This is a genomic window from Lysobacter rhizosphaerae, from assembly GCF_054779795.1.
Genome location: NZ_BAAGXO010000007.1, coordinates 390,788 through 407,819 on the forward strand (window position 1 = coordinate 390,788; position 17,032 = coordinate 407,819).

17 protein-coding genes are annotated in these 17,032 nt (G+C 68.0%); 13 read left to right on the forward strand and 4 right to left on the reverse strand.

What is annotated here, in order from left to right; all coding sequences use genetic code 11:
• Positions 1-13: 13 nt before the first annotated feature.
• The 4 genes from ACYVGE_RS10920 to def form a co-directional block, all read right to left on the reverse strand.
• Positions 14-1,708, reverse strand: a complete 1,695-nt coding sequence (locus ACYVGE_RS10920) for an ArnT family glycosyltransferase (protein WP_460729802.1) — start codon at positions 1,706-1,708, stop codon at positions 14-16.
• 78 nt (positions 1,709-1,786) lie between these two features.
• A complete protein-coding gene (rsmB, locus tag ACYVGE_RS10925; RefSeq protein WP_460729804.1) occupies positions 1,787-3,100 on the reverse strand; it encodes a 16S rRNA (cytosine(967)-C(5))-methyltransferase RsmB in 1,314 nt (437 codons plus the stop codon).
• Entirely contained in the window at positions 3,097-4,017 is a 921-nt protein-coding gene (gene fmt / locus ACYVGE_RS10930; protein ID WP_460730564.1) for a methionyl-tRNA formyltransferase, read from the reverse strand. Before fmt ends, rsmB begins: the two co-directional genes overlap by 4 nt.
• Positions 4,018-4,176: 159 nt before the next feature.
• Complete coding sequence (def, locus tag ACYVGE_RS10935; RefSeq protein WP_460729806.1) at positions 4,177-4,692, reverse strand: peptide deformylase; 516 nt, start codon at positions 4,690-4,692, stop codon at positions 4,177-4,179.
• A 272-nt stretch (positions 4,693-4,964) separates the two neighbouring features.
• Here def and ACYVGE_RS10940 point away from each other — a divergent pair, with 272 nt between their 5' ends.
• The 13 genes from ACYVGE_RS10940 to ACYVGE_RS11000 all read left to right on the forward strand — a co-directional run bounded on the left by ACYVGE_RS10940 (position 4,965) and on the right by ACYVGE_RS11000 (position 17,014).
• Positions 4,965-6,113: a LysM peptidoglycan-binding domain-containing protein gene (locus tag ACYVGE_RS10940; protein WP_310054405.1), complete on the forward strand. Its 1,149-nt coding sequence runs from the start codon at positions 4,965-4,967 to the stop codon at positions 6,111-6,113.
• Between the two features lie 190 nt (positions 6,114-6,303).
• On the forward strand, positions 6,304-7,473 hold the full coding sequence (gene dprA, locus ACYVGE_RS10945; RefSeq protein WP_460729809.1) for a DNA-processing protein DprA: 1,170 nt from the start codon (positions 6,304-6,306) through the stop codon (positions 7,471-7,473).
• Positions 7,474-7,559: 86 nt separating this feature from the next.
• Complete coding sequence (locus tag ACYVGE_RS10950; protein ID WP_457096284.1) at positions 7,560-8,048, forward strand: DUF494 family protein; 489 nt, start codon at positions 7,560-7,562, stop codon at positions 8,046-8,048.
• 150 nt (positions 8,049-8,198) lie between these two features.
• Complete coding sequence (locus ACYVGE_RS10955; protein ID WP_460729811.1) at positions 8,199-8,939, forward strand: GYF domain-containing protein; 741 nt, start codon at positions 8,199-8,201, stop codon at positions 8,937-8,939.
• Between the two features lie 29 nt (positions 8,940-8,968).
• Positions 8,969-9,961, forward strand: coding sequence for an RDD family protein (locus tag ACYVGE_RS10960; RefSeq protein ID WP_460729813.1), 993 nt, complete (start codon positions 8,969-8,971; stop codon positions 9,959-9,961).
• 196 nt (positions 9,962-10,157) lie between these two features.
• Entirely contained in the window at positions 10,158-12,680 is a 2,523-nt protein-coding gene (locus ACYVGE_RS10965; protein WP_460729815.1) for a DNA topoisomerase I, read from the forward strand.
• Positions 12,681-12,697: 17 nt separating this feature from the next.
• Positions 12,698-13,264: a Sua5/YciO/YrdC/YwlC family protein gene (locus tag ACYVGE_RS10970; RefSeq protein WP_460729818.1), complete on the forward strand. Its 567-nt coding sequence runs from the start codon at positions 12,698-12,700 to the stop codon at positions 13,262-13,264.
• Positions 13,265-13,354: 90 nt separating this feature from the next.
• On the forward strand, positions 13,355-13,972 hold the full coding sequence (locus ACYVGE_RS10975) for a DUF1579 domain-containing protein (RefSeq protein ID WP_460729820.1): 618 nt from the start codon (positions 13,355-13,357) through the stop codon (positions 13,970-13,972).
• A gap of 161 nt (positions 13,973-14,133) precedes the next feature.
• A complete protein-coding gene (locus ACYVGE_RS10980) occupies positions 14,134-14,817 on the forward strand; it encodes a DUF4124 domain-containing protein (RefSeq protein ID WP_460729822.1) in 684 nt (227 codons plus the stop codon).
• Positions 14,817-15,512, forward strand: a complete 696-nt coding sequence (locus ACYVGE_RS10985; RefSeq protein WP_460729824.1) for a DUF4124 domain-containing protein — start codon at positions 14,817-14,819, stop codon at positions 15,510-15,512. The genes ACYVGE_RS10980 and ACYVGE_RS10985 overlap by 1 nt, the downstream gene beginning before the upstream one ends.
• A gap of 63 nt (positions 15,513-15,575) precedes the next feature.
• The gene (locus ACYVGE_RS10990; protein ID WP_460729826.1) at positions 15,576-15,977 is read left to right on the forward strand and encodes an OsmC family protein; all 402 of its coding nucleotides are present in this window, start codon (positions 15,576-15,578) and stop codon (positions 15,975-15,977) included.
• A gap of 19 nt (positions 15,978-15,996) precedes the next feature.
• Positions 15,997-16,404, forward strand: a complete 408-nt coding sequence (locus ACYVGE_RS10995; protein ID WP_460729828.1) for an OsmC family protein — start codon at positions 15,997-15,999, stop codon at positions 16,402-16,404.
• Positions 16,405-16,462: 58 nt separating this feature from the next.
• The gene (locus ACYVGE_RS11000) at positions 16,463-17,014 is read left to right on the forward strand and encodes an NADPH-dependent FMN reductase (protein WP_460729830.1); all 552 of its coding nucleotides are present in this window, start codon (positions 16,463-16,465) and stop codon (positions 17,012-17,014) included.
• The last annotated feature ends 18 nt before the right edge of the window (positions 17,015-17,032 follow it).

Here is a 17,032-nt window from a genome sequence, read left to right on the forward strand (position 1 = left end):
CGCCGATCCCCGCTCAATCCCCGTCGGTGTCCTGCAGCTCGTCCGTGACCACGCAACCGGGCACCACGGCCGTGGCCGGCACCAGCCACCAGATCCGGCGGTTGGAGCGACCGCCGAGCGTGACCTTGCCGCGATCGATGCATTTCGACATCGCCGGTTCCTGCACCAGCAGCCAGCGCTGCCGCGGGGCCTGTTCCTGCCAGGCCAGGCCGCGCCGGAGCTGCTCAGCGATCGGCACCTTGAAGCCGAACGTCATCGCCGGCCGCCGCGACATCAGCAGGATCTGCTCCTTCCAGGCAACGAGACCAAGCTGCGCATCCGGGGCGAGCCGGCCGTCGATCTCGGCCATCAGGCCACTCGCGGAGCTGGACGGATTCAACAGCGGATAGGCGACCAGGCCATACAGCACCCAGATGAAGGTGAGCGTCGACAGCAGCACCGCGATCGGCCGGCGCAGGCCGAACCACAGCAGGCTGCCCAACCCGCCCACCCCCATCGCCAGCAGCATCCAGCCAAACGGCGCCGCATCGCGCTGCAGGCCGCGCTCGCCGACCAGTTTGTCCACGAAGCCGGTATGGCCCAGCAGCATGGCCAGCCCGGCACCCGTCATCGCCAGGGTGAACGCAAGTGCGAATCCGAGTGCCAGTCGTCGCGCCCACAACTTGCGCACGATGCCCGGCAGCAACGGCGCGAGCGCGAGGCAGGCCATCGGCAGCGCCGGCATGATGTAGACGTCGCGCTTGCCGTGGGGAACCGAGAAGAACAGGACGACCAATACCCACCACGCCAATGGCAGCAGATAGCGCGCATCGCGTCGCTGCAGGCGCCGCTTCCAGGCCGGCAGCGCCCACGGCAATGCCAGCAGGGGAGGCAGCCACATCGTCAGCATCACGCCGATGAAGTACCAGGGCGGATGCGGATGGTCCCAGGATCGCGTGTAACGCCCCGCGGTCTGGCGGAACAGGATGTCTTCCAGGTAGGCGCGGTAGGCCGGGTCGTGATGGTGCAACGCCATGGTCACCATTGGCACCAGCCATAGCGACATCGCGACCACCAGCGCCAACGGGCCGAGCAGCAGGCGCCAGTCGCGCCGATGCACGTGGGCCCCCGCCCAGCCGCGGCTCGCCGCGAAAATCGCCGGCGCCAGCATCAGCAGCGCGAGCACCCCGACGCCCTTCGTGATGGTTCCCACGCCCGCCGCGAACCAGGCCAGCGTCCACATGCGCCAGTCCGGCCCGCGCAGGAAGTGGCGGATCAGGCCGTAGTTGGCGAGGGTGATCCAGAACATCACCGTCGGATCGATCTGCGCCTTCTTCGCCTGGTAGGTGAACTGCAACGCGAACAGCAGCGCATAGCCGGCATACAGGCCGACGCGGCGCGTCCACAGCCGCTTGCCCAGGTCGACCACGCACCACAGGGTGCCCAGCGCGGCGAGCAGCGAGGGCAGCAGGAACGCCACGCGCCAGTTGCCGAACAGCGAGTAGGCCAGCGCCTGCAGCCACATGAACGTCGGCGGCTTGTCCGAATACAGCTCGGCACCGCGGTGCGGGAACAACCACTCGCCGCTCTCGATCATGTGCTTGGCGACGAGCGCGAAGCGCGGTTCGTCGGCGGGCCACGGATCGCGCAGGCCAAGGCCGGCGCCGAGCACCAGCACGGCGAGGATCCAGAACATCCAGGTTTCGCGGGATCGGTTCGTTTTCAGCATGCGCGGATCATAGTCGGGGGATGTCGGGTTCTTGTCGGTTGCGCCTGCGCCGGTCCGTACTGCGCAGACCCGGGAGCGTCACGCCGCCTTGCGCAGGCGGGCGTAGTAGAAGCCATCGCCGCCCTGCTCGCCCGGCAGGCGCTGCCGGCCCGCGCCGCCACGTTCGAACGGGCTGGCGTGGTCGCCGAACCCCTCATCCAGTGCATCGGCGGTGGCATCCGGCGTGCGCGCCAGGAACGCCGCTACCTGCTGTTCGTTCTCCGCCTTGAGTACCGAACAGGTGGCATACACCAGCACTCCACCCGGCGCGAGCGTCGTCCACAACGCATCCAGCAGCCGCGCCTGGGTGGCAAGCAACGGCGCCAGGTCGGTTTCGCGCCGGTGCAACAGCACGTCGGGTTGGCGCCGCACGATGCCCGTCGCCGAGCACGGCGCGTCGATCAGCACGGCGTCGAGCGGCGTGCCATCCCACCAGGTTTCCAGGCGGGTCGCGTCGGCGGCGATCAGGCGCGCATCGGCGCCGACCCGCACCCGCGCAAAGGTGCTGCGCACACGCTCCAGCCGGGAGGCATCCACGTCCAGCGCGATCAGGCGCAGCGCGGGGTCCCGTTCCAGCAGATGCGCCGACTTGCCTCCCGGCGCGGCGCAGGCGTCGAGCACGCGCGTACCGGGCACGAGCGGCAACGCATCGGCGACACGCTGTGCGGACAGGTCCTGCACCGATACCGCGCCCTCGCCGAAGCCCGGCAACTGGGCGACGGCGAGGCTGGCATCGAGGCGCAGCGCATCGGCGGCGCTGTCATCGACGTGCGATGCAATGCCGGCTTCGAGCAGGCACTGGCGGTAGGCATCGCGCGATTGCTGCAGCCGGTTGACACGCAACCACAAGGGCGGCATCTGCGCGCTGGCTTCGAGGATGCGCGCGTGCTCCTGCGGCCAGTCCTGCTGCAGGCGCTTTCGCAGCCATTGCGGCCAATGCGCGGCGGGATCGCCGGACGGCAGGCCATCGCGTTGCGCGCGGCGCAGCAGCGCGTTGACCATGCCTGCCTGGTGGGCGCGGCCGAGCGATCGCGCGGCTTCCACCGTCGAGGCGACCGCGGCGTGCGCAGGCAATGCGAGCGGATCGAGCTGGGCGAAGCCGACGTACAGCAGCGCGCGCAGTTCGTCGTCGCGCCGGCCGAGCGGACGCGGAATCCATGCCTTCAATGCGCCTTCGAAACGCGATGGATGGCGCAGCACCGCGAAGCAGATCGCCTCGACCAGGGCGCGATCACGCGTGTCGCCCAGCGTCGACAAGTGCGCGGACAGCTCGGCCTTGAGCGAACGGCCGCGATGCAGCACCGCGTCGAGCACACGCGCCGCCACGACCCGCGACGCGGCACCGCTGCTCACGCGCCCCTCAGGTCAGGGCGGCCGTTGAGGTAATCGGCGGCGCTGATCGCCTTGCCGCCTTCCCGCTGCAGCACGCGGATGCGCAGGACACCTTCGCCGCAGGCGACATCGAGTCCATCGCGGCCCGCGCGCAGCAGGGTGCCGGGCGCGGCGTCGTGACGTTCCGCCAGCGCCACCGCGCCGTGCAGGCGCAGGCGCTCGCCGGCGACGATCGCCTCGGCCATCGGCCAGGGATTGAACGCCCGCACTTTATTGGCGAGCACGCCCGACGCTTGCGACCAGTCGAGCCTGGCTTCGGCCTTGTCGAGCTTGTGCGCGTAGGTGACGCCCACGTCGGGCTGCGGCCGCGGTTGCGGACGGACGCCGGCGCGGAGCAGTCCAAGGCCATCGGCGAGGACCTGCGCGCCCAGCGCGGCGAGGCGCTCGTGCAACTGGCCACCGCCCTCGTCCGCGCCGATCTCCAGCGCCTGCGACAGCAGCACCGGCCCGGTGTCGAGGCCCTTCTCCATCTGCATCAGGCACACGCCCGATTCGCGGTCGCCCGCTTCGATCGCACGCTGGATCGGCGCGGCGCCGCGCCAGCGCGGCAGCAGCGAGGCGTGCACGTTCCAGCAACCGTAGGTCGGAATGTCGAGCACCGACTGCGGCAGGATCAGGCCGTAGGCGACAACGATCATCAGGTCCGGCTGCAATGCCCGCAGCGCGTCCTTCGACACGACCGGCTTGAAGTTCTCCGGCTGCACCACCTCGATGCCGCGCAGCAGCGCCTCGCGCTTGACCGGCGAGGGCGTCAGTTCGCGGCCGCGGCCCGCGGGGCGGTCGGGCTGGGTGTAGACCGCGACCACTTCATTGCGTTGCGCGGCGGCGCGCAGGCTGGGCACGGCGAAATCCGGCGTGCCGGCGAAGACGATTCTCAGAGTCATGGGTAACCCGTAGGGTGCGATAAGCGAAGCGCCTTGCACCTTCGCCCGACAACACGAACTTCATCTGCGGTGTGCCGCAGCGGCAATTCCGGCCGCACGCCCCGGGGGACGTGCGCCATCATCCGGGCCCGGCGTTCCACCGGCCCCGGACAGTCAGGCGGCCGCCTGGCGGCGAGCCTTGGCCAGCTTCTTGCGCACCATCTCGCGCTTGAGCGGCGAGAGGTAGTCGACGAACAGCTTGCCGATCAGATGGTCCATCTCATGCTGGATGCACACCGCGAGCAGGCCGTCGACGTGCATCTCGAACGGCTGGCCTTCGCGGTCCAGGGCCTGCACGGTGATCTCGTTGGCGCGGGTGACATCGGCAAAGATGCCCGGCACCGACAGGCAGCCTTCCTGGTAGACCTGGTCGCCGGCGCGCGCGGTGATCACCGGGTTGATGAAGACCAGCGGCCGGGTTTTATCGTCGCTCACGTCTATGACCATGAAGGTCTGGTGGACGTCGACCTGGCTCGCCGCCAGACCGATGCCGGGGGCTTCGTACATGGTTTCGAACATGTCGTCGAGCAGGCGCTGGAAGGCGCCGTCGCCGATCATGGCCGGGTCGACCGGACCGGCCTTGGTACGCAGCCGCGGGTCGGGAAATTCAAGTATGGGGAGCAGGGCCATGGTACGAAGTCTCTGGACCCTTCGCGTCGAAGGGATGCCGGGTTGTCGCGGGACAACACGGCGGTTGGGGAAACATGCAGCCGGTCACTGAAGCGCTGTGCGCTGCGGCGGATGGCATCCCGGAAAAATGGGGGCCACGGTCACATCGTCAATGACAGGTCGAATTGTAACCCTGCGAAGGCCGTGGAAAGCTTGCAAAGGCGCGCATCTTCTGGGCTATAGTGCCCGGGCCCGTGGGGAAACTGGCAAGGGGAATCAGATACATGGCCGCCATGCTTAAACCAATCCGCACGGTTCTTACCGCTGCGCTCCTGACCATCGCTACCGTCGGCGTCGCCGCCGAGATGAACGGTGATCATCCCGATACCTACACCGTGCGCCGAGGCGACACGCTGTGGGACATTGCCGGCAAGTTCCTCAAGCGACCGTGGCTGTGGCCGGAGATCTGGCAGGCCAACCCGCAGATCAAGAATCCGCACCTGATCTACCCCGGCGACGTCATCTCGCTGGCCTACCTCGACCGCGTCGCGGTGACCCCCGGCCCGCGCGAGGAAGCGCCGGCCACCGGCGTCCCGCTCTCGCAGGTGGAGCCGTTCCTGAAGAACCTGCGCGTGGTCGACGAGTTCGAGGACCTGCCCTACGTGGTCGGCCTGGAAGAAGACCGCCTGCGCGCTTCGCTGGACCAGGTCGCCTACGTGCGTGGCCTGTCCGGCGCCGAAGCCGGCCAGCGCTACGCGATCGTGCGCCCGACCCAGCGCTACACCGGCATCAATCCGAAGCGCTGCTGCGATGTCACCGTGCAGAAGGCGGACGATCTCGATTTCCGCGGCGACATGACCAAGGGCACCGAGCAGCTGTGGAATCACCAGATGCCGGCGACGCGCGGCGAATTCCTCGGCTATGAACTGATGCAGATCACGACGGCCACGGTCAGCCGCGGCGAAGTCGGCCAGGCCGAGGCCAGCACGCTGGTGGTGGACCAGAGCGGCCGCGAAGTACGCGTCGGCGACCGCCTGATCCCGGTCGAAGCGCAGCCTTACGACCTGCAGTTCTTCCCGCATGCACCGAAGCAGGAATTCGCCTACGGCAAGGCCAAGGTGCTTGCCGTCGCCGACATGCTCCGCACCGGCGGCCCGCGTGATGTGGTGGCGCTGTCGGTCGGCTCGCGCGATGGCGTCGACAACGGCACCGTGTTCTCCAGCTGGCGCGTGGGCACCGACAAGGTCGATCGCGTGGCAGTGGGCGATGACCGCAGCTACGACACCGTCGGCCATGGCAATACCGTGCGCCTGCCGGACGAATATGCCGGCCACATGGTGGTGTTCCGCACCTTCGACAAGGTCAGCTACGCGCTGGTGATGGACAGTGTCCGCCCGACCCGGGTGGGCTACGAACTGAAGCATCCCGACGCGCCGTACTGACCGACGCTCACTCCGCGACATGCAACGGCGCCGAAAGGCGCCGTTGTTTTTTCTCCTGGCGCACTTCGTCGCTGGTGACAGCGAGGCAGCCGGTGCGTCGCGAGGTGCCGCGTAGATTTCAGGCAATTCCTACCGCGGATTGCGGACCCGGCCGGATTCGCCGGCGTCGCGCGCCACGTAGCCTGTAGCGATGCACAACGATGACATCGACGCGTTATTGCGCCTGGTCGTGGCCGGTGGCGCTGCGGCGCCGCGCAAGAGCCTGCTCGACCACGCCGGCGCCGCCGGAGCGCTCACGGCAGGAGTCTCGTTCTGGCGCGCCTGCGGGCTCTCGGATGCGCAGACAAGCGCGCTGCGGAATCCGGACCCTGCGGCGCTCGAACGCGCCCGGCAATGGCTCGCGCATTCCAACCACCACCTGCTTGGCTGGAACGACCCCGACTATCCCTCCCTGCTCCGCCGCACTGCGAACGCACCGCTTGCCCTGTTCGTTGCCGGCGAGCCGTCGCTGCTGTGGCATCCCTCGCTCGCCATCGTCGGCAGCCGCGCCGCCACGCCGGGCGGTCGTGACAATGCCGCCGCGTTCGCCCGCGCCCTCGCGGTGGCCGGCTTCGGGGTGGCCAGCGGGCTCGCTGCCGGTATCGATGCCGCCGCGCATGAAGCGGTCCTCGACGCCGGCGGCCTCACCCTCGCCGTCCTCGGTACCGGCCCCGACGTGCCCTATCCCCGCAGCCATGCCGGCCTGCACGCGCGCATCGCCGCGACCGGCACCATCGTCAGCGAGCATCTGCCCGGCACCGGCGCGCGCGCCGAGCACTTCCCCAGCCGCAACCGCATCCTGGCCGGGCTCTCGCTCGGCACGCTGGTGGTGGAAGCCGCCGACCGTTCGGGCGCGCTGATCACCGCCCGGCAGGCCGCCGACGCCGGGCGCGAGGTGTTCGCGGTTCCCGGCTCGATCCACAACCCGCTCGCGCGCGGCTGCCACCGCCTGATCCGGGAAGGCGCCACCCTGGTCGAGACCGCCACCGAGGTGATCGCGGCCCTGGCACCTGTCGCGCAGGAGTTGGCCAGCGACTTGCGGCTACGCCTTGGCGGCCCCACATCTGCCGCGGATCCGAGCGACCATAGCGCGGTCACGCGCCCCGCCTTCACGGGTGCCGGCGCAACTTCCGGCGATCCACCAAGCCATAACGCCGACTACCAGAAGTTGTGGAAGGCGCTCGGCCATGACCCAACAGGTATGGAGCAACTGGTTCAACGAACCGGATTGACGCCCGCCGAACTGTCCTCCATGCTCCTGATCATGGAGCTTGACGGCCAGGTAACAACGCAACACGGCCGGTACCACCGGAGTCGATGAATCCGCCTGTGAGGCATGGTTCTTGCGGCACCCCCAAGTAAGCCCCAACCCGCCCATCGCGCCGCTTGCGGCGCAGGCCGAGGGAAATGAAAGAGAGCATCCTGGACGTCCTGCTGTACCTGTTCGAGCACTACTTCACCGAGGACGCCGATCTCGTCCGCGACCACGATTCGCTCCGCAGCGGCCCCCTCTTCGAGGAACTCGGCCAGGCCGGCTTCAGTCCGGCCGAAATCAACAAGGCCTTCGAATGGCTGGACGCGCTCGCCTCGCAGCGCCCCAGCACGTCGACGCCCCGCGCAGGCGGTCCCACCCGCGTCTATTTCGGACCCGAACTGGACAAACTGGACGTGGAGTGCCGCGGCTTCCTGCTGTTCCTGGAGCAGCACGGCATCCTCGACGCCGACCAGCGCGAACTCGTGCTCGACCGCGCGATGGCGCTGGACCAGGACGAACTCGACCTCGACGACCTCAAGTGGGTCGTGCTGATGGTGCTGTTCAACCAGCCCGGCAGCGAGGCCGCGTACGCCTGGATGGAAACGCAGATGTTCGCGGACGAACCCGAGCCGGTACATTAGCCGCATCGCTGCCGGCGTACCTGCGACCGGCAGACGTAACCAGGACTCCGGCTGCAGGGATGGCCTCGGGGGAGAGGCGATGATCGACTGCTATCACGATGACCCGAATGAGGGCCGCGCAGTGCCGCTGCCTGCACGGAATCCGTGGCCATGACCCGCTGGCATTACGTCGACGGTGCGCGCAACCGCGTCGGACCACTGACCGCGGACGAGCTGCGCGAACACTATCGCCAGCGCCGCCTGAGCCGTGACAGCCTGGTCTGGTGCGACGGCATGGTGCAGTGGGTAGCGCTCGAACGCGTGGCCGTCGAACTCGACATCGACTCGATCACGCCCGTCGCCGCGATGCCACCGCCCCTGCCTGCACGCGTCACAGCGCATGCATCGCGTCCGCCCACGCGATCGCAGCAGAAAGGCATGTCCGGCTGCCTCATCGCACTGATTGTCTGCGGCGCCGCCGCGGTGCCGTTGGCAGGCATCCTCGCGGCCATCGCGATCCCGGCGTACCGCGATTACGTCGAACGCGCACGCCATGCATCCGCCGCGGCGCCCGCCTACGACAAGGACGCGATGGCCCAATCCGATGCGCAGGTGCGCACCCTGGTCGCACGAGCCATGACGACCTACTACCCGCAGCGGCGCGAGTGCCCCGATACCTTCGAATTCGAGAGCCTGCAGGTCCGCGATCCCGGTCTCGCCGGCAATTACACCGTCGACCTGGACAGCAACGCCGGACAGCACTGCGGATACCGGGTCACCTTCCTGCACCAGGGTCCCATGATCGAGGGCAAGGCACTGCGTTATGACGCGATTCCGTCGGGGGAAAGCGTCGAAGTGCGCTGCTCGACTACGGATATCGCGGCTGAATTCCGGCCACCGAACTGTGGCTAGTCCACGCCTACTCACCAGGGTTTCATGACATGAGCGATTGGTATTACAGCGATTACGAACGCAACCGCCACGGGCCCGTTGCCGCGCGCGATCTGGCCGACCTGCACCACGCCGGCCAGCTGCAGCCCGACACCCTGGTGTGGCGCGAAGGCATGCCGCAGTGGCGCCCATGGAACGAGGTGATGACCCAGGCGCTGAACGAAGCCGAAGGTCGCACACTACCGGCCGCGGACGCCGTGCCCTTGTCGGCAGGCGTCAATCCCTACGCGATGGCTGAACCCCTGCCATCGAGCGGGGTCGCATCGAGCGGAACCGGTCAGTCGCCGGGCACGGCGGGAACACTGTCCGCGGGTATGAATCCATATGCATCGGCCCAACCGCATTCGCCCTATGCCCCGCCGCGCGCAGCGCTGCGCAGCGGCAGCGACTTCGTCGCCGGCGGCGACATCGTCTACGCCGGCTTCTGGAAGCGCGTCGCCGCCTCGATCATCGATTCGCTGGTGCTGATGGTGGTCATCTTCATCCTCGCCGCTTCCCTCGGCGTGCTCGGTGCCGCCAGCCAACTGGGCAGCGGGATCTCGAGTGGAAGCATGATTTCGCTGGGCGTGTTCTATCTGCTCGAGATCTTCGGGCTCGCCCTGTATTACGCCCTGATGCACGCATCCAGTCTGCAGGCCACGCTCGGCAAGCTGGCCGTGGGCATCAAGGTCACCGACGACGACGGGCAGCGCATCACCTTCTGGCGTGGCTTCGGTCGCTACTTCGCCTACCTGCTGAGCAGCCTGGTGCTTCTCATCGGCTACCTCATGGCGGCCTTCACCGATCGCAAGCGCGCGCTGCACGACATGATCTGCGGCACCCTTGTCGTCGACAAATGGGCCTATACCGCCCACCCTGAGCGCCAGCGCCAGGAGCTGGGCACCGTCACCGTGGTCACCCTGGTCATCGGGGCGGTGGGGGTCCTGGCCTACATCGCCCTGATCGCGGTGATCATCGCGGGCCTGGCCTCGATGGCTCACTGACGGCCCTCGGGGCGCCGAGCCTCCCAATTGCGGGTCGGAGCGGCCTCGGCTTGACAGCCGCGGCCGCCTCGTGATTCCACTAAAAAAGGAAAAGCCCCCTTCGACGCCCGTGGCCCAGCCCCGGGCGTTGCCTTCTCTACTGTCGTTTGGCGTTCTCCCCGTTGCCCCCGGGGAACGCCCGGAACCGGACTCCCCCATGGCCAAGAACCTCCTCATCGTCGAGTCGCCTGCCAAGGCCAAGACGATCAACAAGTACCTGGGCAAGGACTTCACCGTCCTGGCCTCGTACGGCCATGTGCGCGACCTGGTGCCCAAGGAGGGGGCGGTGGACCCGGACAACGGCTTCGCCATGCGTTACGACCTGATCGACAAGAACGAGAAACACGTCGACGCCATCGCCAAGGCCGCCAAGGGCGCCGACGCCCTGTTCCTGGCGACCGACCCGGACCGCGAAGGCGAGGCGATCAGCTGGCACATCGCCGAGATCCTCAAGGAGCGTGGGCTGCTCAAGGGCAAGACGCTGCAGCGCGTGGTGTTCACCGAAATCACGCCGCGCGCGATCAAGGAAGCGATGACCCAGCCGCGCGACATCGCCAGCGACCTGGTCGATGCGCAGCAGGCGCGGCGCGCGCTGGACTACCTGGTCGGCTTCAACCTCTCGCCGGTGCTGTGGCGCAAGGTGCAGCGCGGCCTCTCCGCCGGCCGCGTGCAGTCGCCGGCGCTGCGCATGATCGTCGAGCGCGAAGAAGAGATCGAAGCCTTCATCGCCCGCGAGTACTGGTCGATCGAGGCCGAGTGCACGCATCCGTCGCAGGCGTTCACCGCCAAGCTCACCAAGCTCGACGGCAAGAAGTTCGAGCAGTTCACCGTAACCGATGGCGACACCGCCGAAGCCGCGCGCCAGCGCATCGTCAAGGCGGCCGCCGGCGCGCTGCACGTCACCGACGTCACCAGCAAGGAACGCAAGCGCCGCCCCGCACCGCCGTTCACCACCTCGACGCTGCAGCAGGAAGCCGCGCGCAAGCTCGGCTTCACCACGCGCAAGACCATGCAGGTAGCGCAGAAACTGTACGAAGGCGTGGCGATCGGCGAGGAAGGCACCGTCGGCCTGATCAGCTACATGCGTACCGACTCTGTCGCCCTGTCCCAGGACGCGCTCGGCGAGATCCGCGACGTCATCGCCCGCGACTACGGCACCCGCGCGCTGCCGGACAAGCCCAACGTCTACACCACCAAGTCGAAGAACGCACAGGAAGCGCACGAAGCGGTGCGCCCGACCTCCGCGCTGCGCACGCCGCAACAGGTGTCGCGCCACCTCACCGACGACGAGCGCAAGCTCTACGACCTGATCTGGAAGCGCGCCGTCGCCTCGCAGATGGTTCCGGCCACGCTCAACACCGTCAGCGTCGATCTCGCCGCCGGCAACGAGCACAGCTTCCGCGCGTCCGGCACCACGGTCGTGGATCCGGGCTTCCTCGCCGTGTACGAGGAAGGCAAGGACACCAAGTCCTCGGAGGACGAGGACGAAGGCCGCAAGCTGCCGGCGATGAAGACCGGCGACCGCGTGCCGCTCGAGCGCATCCATGCGGACCAGCATTTCACCCAGCCGCCGCCGCGCTTCACCGAAGCGGCGCTGGTCAAGGCGCTCGAGGAATACGGCATCGGCCGGCCCTCCACCTACGCCTCGATCATCCAGACCCTGCTGTTCCGCAAGTACGCCGAAATGGAAGGCCGCAGCTTCCGCCCGTCCGACGTCGGCCGCGCGGTGTCGAATTTCCTCAGCAGCCACTTCACCCAGTACGTCGATTACGACTTCACCGCCAAGCTCGAGGACGAGCTCGATGCCGTCTCGCGCGGCGAAGAGGAATGGATTCCGCTGATGGAGAAGTTCTGGGGTCCGTTCAAGGAACTGGTGACCGAGAAGACCGAGTCGGTGGATCGCAGCGAAGCCACCGGTGCGCGCGAGCTCGGCACCGATCCCAAGTCGGGCAAGCCGGTGAGCGTGCGCCTGGGCCGATACGGGCCCTATGCGCAGATCGGCAACAAGGACACCGACGAGAAGCTGGAGTTCGCCTCGCTGCGTCCGGGCCAGTCGATGCACACCATCGAACTCGCCGACGCGCTGGAGCTGTTCAAGCTGCCGCGCAAGCTCGGCGAGAGCGGCGGCCATGAGGTCAGCGTCGGCGTCGGCCGCTTCGGCCCGTTCGCCAAGCGTGGCAGTGTGTATGCGTCGCTGAAGAAAGAGGACGACCCGTACACGATCGACCTCGCCCGCGCCGTTTTCCTGATCGATGAGAAGGAAGAGATCGCGCGCAACCGCATCATCAAGGAATTCGAGGGCAGCGACATCCAGGTGCTCAACGGCCGCTTCGGTCCGTACCTGTCCGATGGCAAGCTCAACGGCCGCATCCCCAAGGACCGCGAGCCGGCATCGCTGACGCTGGCGGAAGCGCAGGAACTCATGGAGACGACCGGCAAGCCGATGCGCGGCCGCTTCGGCAAGAAAGCCGCGGCCAAGAAGGAACCGGCAGCGAAGAAGGCGGCGGCGACAAAGGCCCCCGCGAAGAAGGCGCCAGCGAAGAAGGCCGCAAAGAAGGCGACCAAGAAGGCGGCCAAGAAAGCGGTGAAGAAGGCCACCAAGGTGGCGACGAAGAAAGTGGCCAAGAAGGTCACGAAGAAAGCCGTCAAGAAGGCGGCGGCCGACAAGCCGCCGTTCTGAAGGGTGTCCGGGCAAGGATGAGCACGGCCGCACTTTCGATCAGCGAATCCGTCGTCGCGTTGCAACGCGGCGGCGTCCTCGCCTATCCGACCGAGGCGGTGTGGGGACTGGGCTGCGATCCCTTCAACGAAGCCGCGGTGATGCGCCTGCTCGCCATCAAGCAGCGCGAAGTCGGCAAGGGCCTGATCCTCATTGCCGGCGATCGTGCCCACTTCGACGGCCTGCTGGACTGGGACGCGCTGCCCGCCGACCGCATCGCTGCCGTCGAGGCGAGCTGGCCAGGTCCGCACACCTGGATCGTGCCCGCCACGGCGCGCGTGCCGCGCTGGATCACAGGTGCGCATGCCGGTGTCGCCGTGCGCATCAGCGCCCATCCGATCGTGGCCGCATTGTGTGGAAAGTTTGGCGCCGCGCTGGTATCCACCAGCGCCAACCGCACCGGCGAAGCGCCCGCGTTCCATCGCGACGCGCTCGATCCCGTCCTGCTCGCGCTGCTCGATGGCGCCAGCGAAGGCGAAACCGGCGGCCTGGCCGCGCCCACTGCGATCCGCGATGCGCGCACGGGTGCCGTGCTGCGCCTCTGAAACGGGCGCACAGCCCACGCCGCGTTAACGGAGCCGCGCGTAGGGTGCGCCCGCTGGCCGCGGCCGCGGCCCTTCCAACGGAGAGGATCAATGAAAATTCGCCACCTGGCCGCGCTGTCGCTCGGCCTCCTCATCGCCATGCCGGCTTTCGCCCAGGACAAGGCGAAGGCAACTGCCCCGCCCCAGATGAGCCCCGAACAGAAGGCGATGATGGAAGCCTGGCAGAAGGCGGCGACGCCCGGCGAGCGGCACAAGCAGCTGATCTCCGAGTTCGAAGGCACCTGGGACACGAAGATGTCGTCGTGGATGGATCCGTCCGCACCTCCCTCGATGGAAACCGGCAAGTCGGTCAACACCGCCGTGCTCGGCGGTCGCCAGCTGCGCATGGACTACAGCGGCCAGTACATGGGGCAGCCGTTCCAAGGCCTGGGCTACCTCGGTTTCGACAATGTCACCGGCAAGTACTTCAGCACCTGGTCGGACAACATGTCGACCGGCCTGTTCGTGTCCGAAGGCGAGTACGACCCGGCCAGCAAGAGCTACAGCTACCGCGCGCAGATGCACGATCCGATGAAGCCGGGCACCGTCGTTCCGGTACGCCAGACTATGCGCATCGTGGACAAGGACCACGCCGTGTTCGAGATGTACGAAACGCGCGATGGCAAGGAAAACAAGTCCATGCAGATCGAGTACACGCGGGCGAAGTAGCCGCGCCGCGGCTTACCGCGTTTGAAAAGGCCGGCTTTTGCCGGTCTTTTCCATTGCCGCCGCGATGCCTGCGTCATAGCGGCGTCCTGCAGGCCTGAATCCGCACCAACACCGGCGGCGTCCGCCTTCCCTGCACCCGCCGCGGGGCGCAAGATGCCGCCATGATCCGGCCGTGCCGCCTTCTGCTGTCCGCCCTGGCCCTGCTGGCCACCGCGTCCGTGCACGCCGGCGAAGTCACCATCTACCGCTGCACCGATGCCAAGGGCCAGCTCGCCCTGCGCGACACGCCCTGCCGCGCCGGCGAGAAGCAGGAAGCGCGCACCATGGTGCGACCGACGGACCCGCCGCCGCGCGCCACCCCGGCACCGGCCCCCGCGGCGAAGGAGTCCTACGGGCCCGCGCCGCGCTATGTCGTTGTCACCCCACCGCAACCGCTGTACGAATGCATCACTCCCGACGGCGAGCGCTATACCAGCGACACCAGCGAGGGCCATGTCCGCTGGGAGGAATCGTGGATGTTCGGCTATCCCGCGCTGCCACGCCGCGACGGTGGCGGCGTCAGCGCCACCATGGACGCACGCAGTGGCAACGTCAGCGGCAGCGTGCGCATCGGCGATTCCCACCAGTTCCGGCGGCCGGTCCTGGTACCGGCCATTCCCTATGGGCAATACCTGTATGACGAATGCCATCGCCTGCCGCAGGCCGAGGTATGCGGCCGCCTGCGCGATGAGCGCCACGAATTGAACCGGCGCTGGAACATCGCGCAACCCAGCGAGCGCGCGGACATCGATCGCGAGACCCGCGGCATCGATGCGCGCCTCGCCAACGACTGTGGAGAGAGTTGATGCCCGTTGCCCATCGCGTTTCCCTGCGCTCGCAGCATGGCATCGCAACGAGACTCTGGAAGCCGGCCATCGTGCTGCTCGCGTTCGCCCTGTCCGCACCGCAGGCAACGCTCGCGCAGGGCGTCGTCATCTACCGCTGCACGGACGCGAACGGCGCCCTCACCATCCAGAACGACGTGCCCTGTCCGAAAGGCAGCAAGCAGGTGCGCAGGGTGATGACCGCGACACCAGCCGTGTCCGCGCCGGCCTCCGCCCCGTCGGCACCGGCGCGGGCGCCGGCCGCACCACCCGTGGCAGCGCGGCCTGCACGCCCGGCCCCTGCCGAGCCGCCCGCCGAGGCGGAACCCGTCATCGCCGACTCCGATCGCCTGCCGCCGCCGTGGCTGTTCGAGTGCCGCACCTACAACGACGACACCTACCTGAGCGAGAACGGGGCACCGGCGCCGCGCTGCGTGACGCTCAACCCCACCGGACTCAGCGGCTACATCGAGAGCACCAATGTGTCCGCCTGCGAGATGAAAACAGACCAGTGCCAACGCGTCCCCGACGGTGTCCTGTGCGATGGCTGGCGCCAGCGCCTGCGCGAGGCCCAGTCGGCGCTCAAGTTCGGTGTGACCGACGACCGCGAGCGCGACCAGGCCGAGGTGCAACGCCTCGAGCGCATCGTGCGGGAAAGCACCTGCGGGAAGCAGTAGCCGCATACGGACACCTACATCGGCCGTGTTAGCGTGATGCGCTGCACGCCACGGGAGCACGGGATGCGCAAGGTCAACACGGCTACGGTGGTGTCCACCGACACGCATTACCTGCATCGCATCCATGTCGGCCATTTCGACCTGGACGCCGATGAAGGCCGCTCGCTGGGCGGGCAGGGGCAGGCACCCGCACCCTTCGACTACTACCTCGCCTCGTTATCGGCCTGCACCGCGATCACGTTGCGCATGTATGCCGAGCGCAAGGGCTGGAACCTGGGCGAATTCCGCGCCGAACTCGCCTTGAGCTTCGACGACGACGGCAAGCCGCACGTGCATCGCACCCTGCATTCCGACCAGCCACTCAGCAACGAACAATGGAACCGGCTGCTGGAGATCGTAGCCAACACCCCCGTCACCAAGGCCATGCGCGACGGCGCCGTCATTACCAGCGAGCGCGGGGCCTGAACATGCGAAGGCACCCTTCATGAGCATTTCCACCGTCCACGCCCGCAGCGGCGCGGTTCCCTTCACCGTCACGCTCAGCGACGACCTGGCGCACACCTGGCTGGGCGACGAGCCGGCGGACCGGGGCGGCGCCAACCAGGGGCCCGATCCGACCCGCCTGCTGCTGTCCAGCCTGGGCGCCTGCACCGTGATCACCTTGCAGATGTATGCGGCCCGCAAGCAGTGGCCGCTGACGGGCGTCGAGGCCGAACTGCAGTTCAATCCGGCCGGCAAGCCGAAGAGCGGCACCGACATCACCCGCCGCATCACGCTGCGGGGCGAGCTGAGCGAAGAACAACGCACGCGCCTGCTGCAGATCGCCAACGCCTGCCCGATCCACAACGTGCTGGTGGGCGAAGTGCGCATCGATACCAGCCTCACCGGCTGATCCAGATCCAAGCAAATTCGTCCAGATTCAGCGCGTCCAACTCCAGCGAGGAACCACCATGGCCAGGATTCTCGGCATTTCCGGCAGTCTGCGTGCCCGCTCCTTCAACACGGCGCTGTTGCGCGCGGCGCAATCGCTTGCCGGTCCCGATGTGCAGTTCGATGCCGCCACCCTGCACGGCATCCCCCTCTACGACGGCGACGCCGAGCAGCGCGACGGCCTGCCCGCCGCGGTGCTCGCACTCAAGGAGCGCGTCGTCGCCAGCGACGGTGTACTGCTGTGCACGCCCGAGTACAACAACGGCATCCCCGGCGTGTTCAAGAACGCGATCGACTGGCTGTCGCGCCCGGCCGACGACATTCCCCGCGTGTTCGGTGATCGTCCCTTCGCCGTGATCGGCGCCTCTCCCGGCGGCTTCGGCACCATCCTCGCGCAGAACGCATGGCTGCCGGTGCTGCGCACGCTGCGCGTGCGCTACTGGGCGGGCGGGCGCCTGCAGGTATCGCGCGCGGCCACGCTGATGGATGCCGATGGCGAACTCGCCGACGAAGCCACGCGCAAGCTGCTGAGCGAGTTCGTGCAGGGATTCGCGCGCTTCGTTCGCGCCTGACGCACCCTCATGCGTCCC

What these genes read in the sequence shown, in the direction of transcription:
- ACYVGE_RS10920 (WP_460729802.1), bottom strand. Translation starts at nt 1,708, where the DNA reads ATGCTGAAAACGAACCGATCCCGCGAAACCTGGATGTTCTGGATCCTC.
- def (WP_460729806.1), bottom strand. Translation starts at nt 4,692, where the DNA reads ATGGCCCTGCTCCCCATACTTGAATTTCCCGACCCGCGGCTGCGTACC.
- ACYVGE_RS10940 (WP_310054405.1), top strand. Translation starts at nt 4,965, where the DNA reads ATGCTTAAACCAATCCGCACGGTTCTTACCGCTGCGCTCCTGACCATC.
- dprA (WP_460729809.1), top strand. Translation starts at nt 6,304, where the DNA reads ATGCACAACGATGACATCGACGCGTTATTGCGCCTGGTCGTGGCCGGT.
- ACYVGE_RS10950 (WP_457096284.1), top strand. Translation starts at nt 7,560, where the DNA reads ATGAAAGAGAGCATCCTGGACGTCCTGCTGTACCTGTTCGAGCACTAC.
- ACYVGE_RS10955 (WP_460729811.1), top strand. Translation starts at nt 8,199, where the DNA reads ATGACCCGCTGGCATTACGTCGACGGTGCGCGCAACCGCGTCGGACCA.
- ACYVGE_RS10960 (WP_460729813.1), top strand. Translation starts at nt 8,969, where the DNA reads ATGAGCGATTGGTATTACAGCGATTACGAACGCAACCGCCACGGGCCC.
- ACYVGE_RS10965 (WP_460729815.1), top strand. Translation starts at nt 10,158, where the DNA reads ATGGCCAAGAACCTCCTCATCGTCGAGTCGCCTGCCAAGGCCAAGACG.
- ACYVGE_RS10970 (WP_460729818.1), top strand. Translation starts at nt 12,698, where the DNA reads ATGAGCACGGCCGCACTTTCGATCAGCGAATCCGTCGTCGCGTTGCAA.
- ACYVGE_RS10975 (WP_460729820.1), top strand. Translation starts at nt 13,355, where the DNA reads ATGAAAATTCGCCACCTGGCCGCGCTGTCGCTCGGCCTCCTCATCGCC.
- ACYVGE_RS10980 (WP_460729822.1), top strand. Translation starts at nt 14,134, where the DNA reads ATGATCCGGCCGTGCCGCCTTCTGCTGTCCGCCCTGGCCCTGCTGGCC.
- ACYVGE_RS10985 (WP_460729824.1), top strand. Translation starts at nt 14,817, where the DNA reads ATGCCCGTTGCCCATCGCGTTTCCCTGCGCTCGCAGCATGGCATCGCA.
- ACYVGE_RS10990 (WP_460729826.1), top strand. Translation starts at nt 15,576, where the DNA reads ATGCGCAAGGTCAACACGGCTACGGTGGTGTCCACCGACACGCATTAC.
- ACYVGE_RS10995 (WP_460729828.1), top strand. Translation starts at nt 15,997, where the DNA reads ATGAGCATTTCCACCGTCCACGCCCGCAGCGGCGCGGTTCCCTTCACC.
- ACYVGE_RS11000 (WP_460729830.1), top strand. Translation starts at nt 16,463, where the DNA reads ATGGCCAGGATTCTCGGCATTTCCGGCAGTCTGCGTGCCCGCTCCTTC.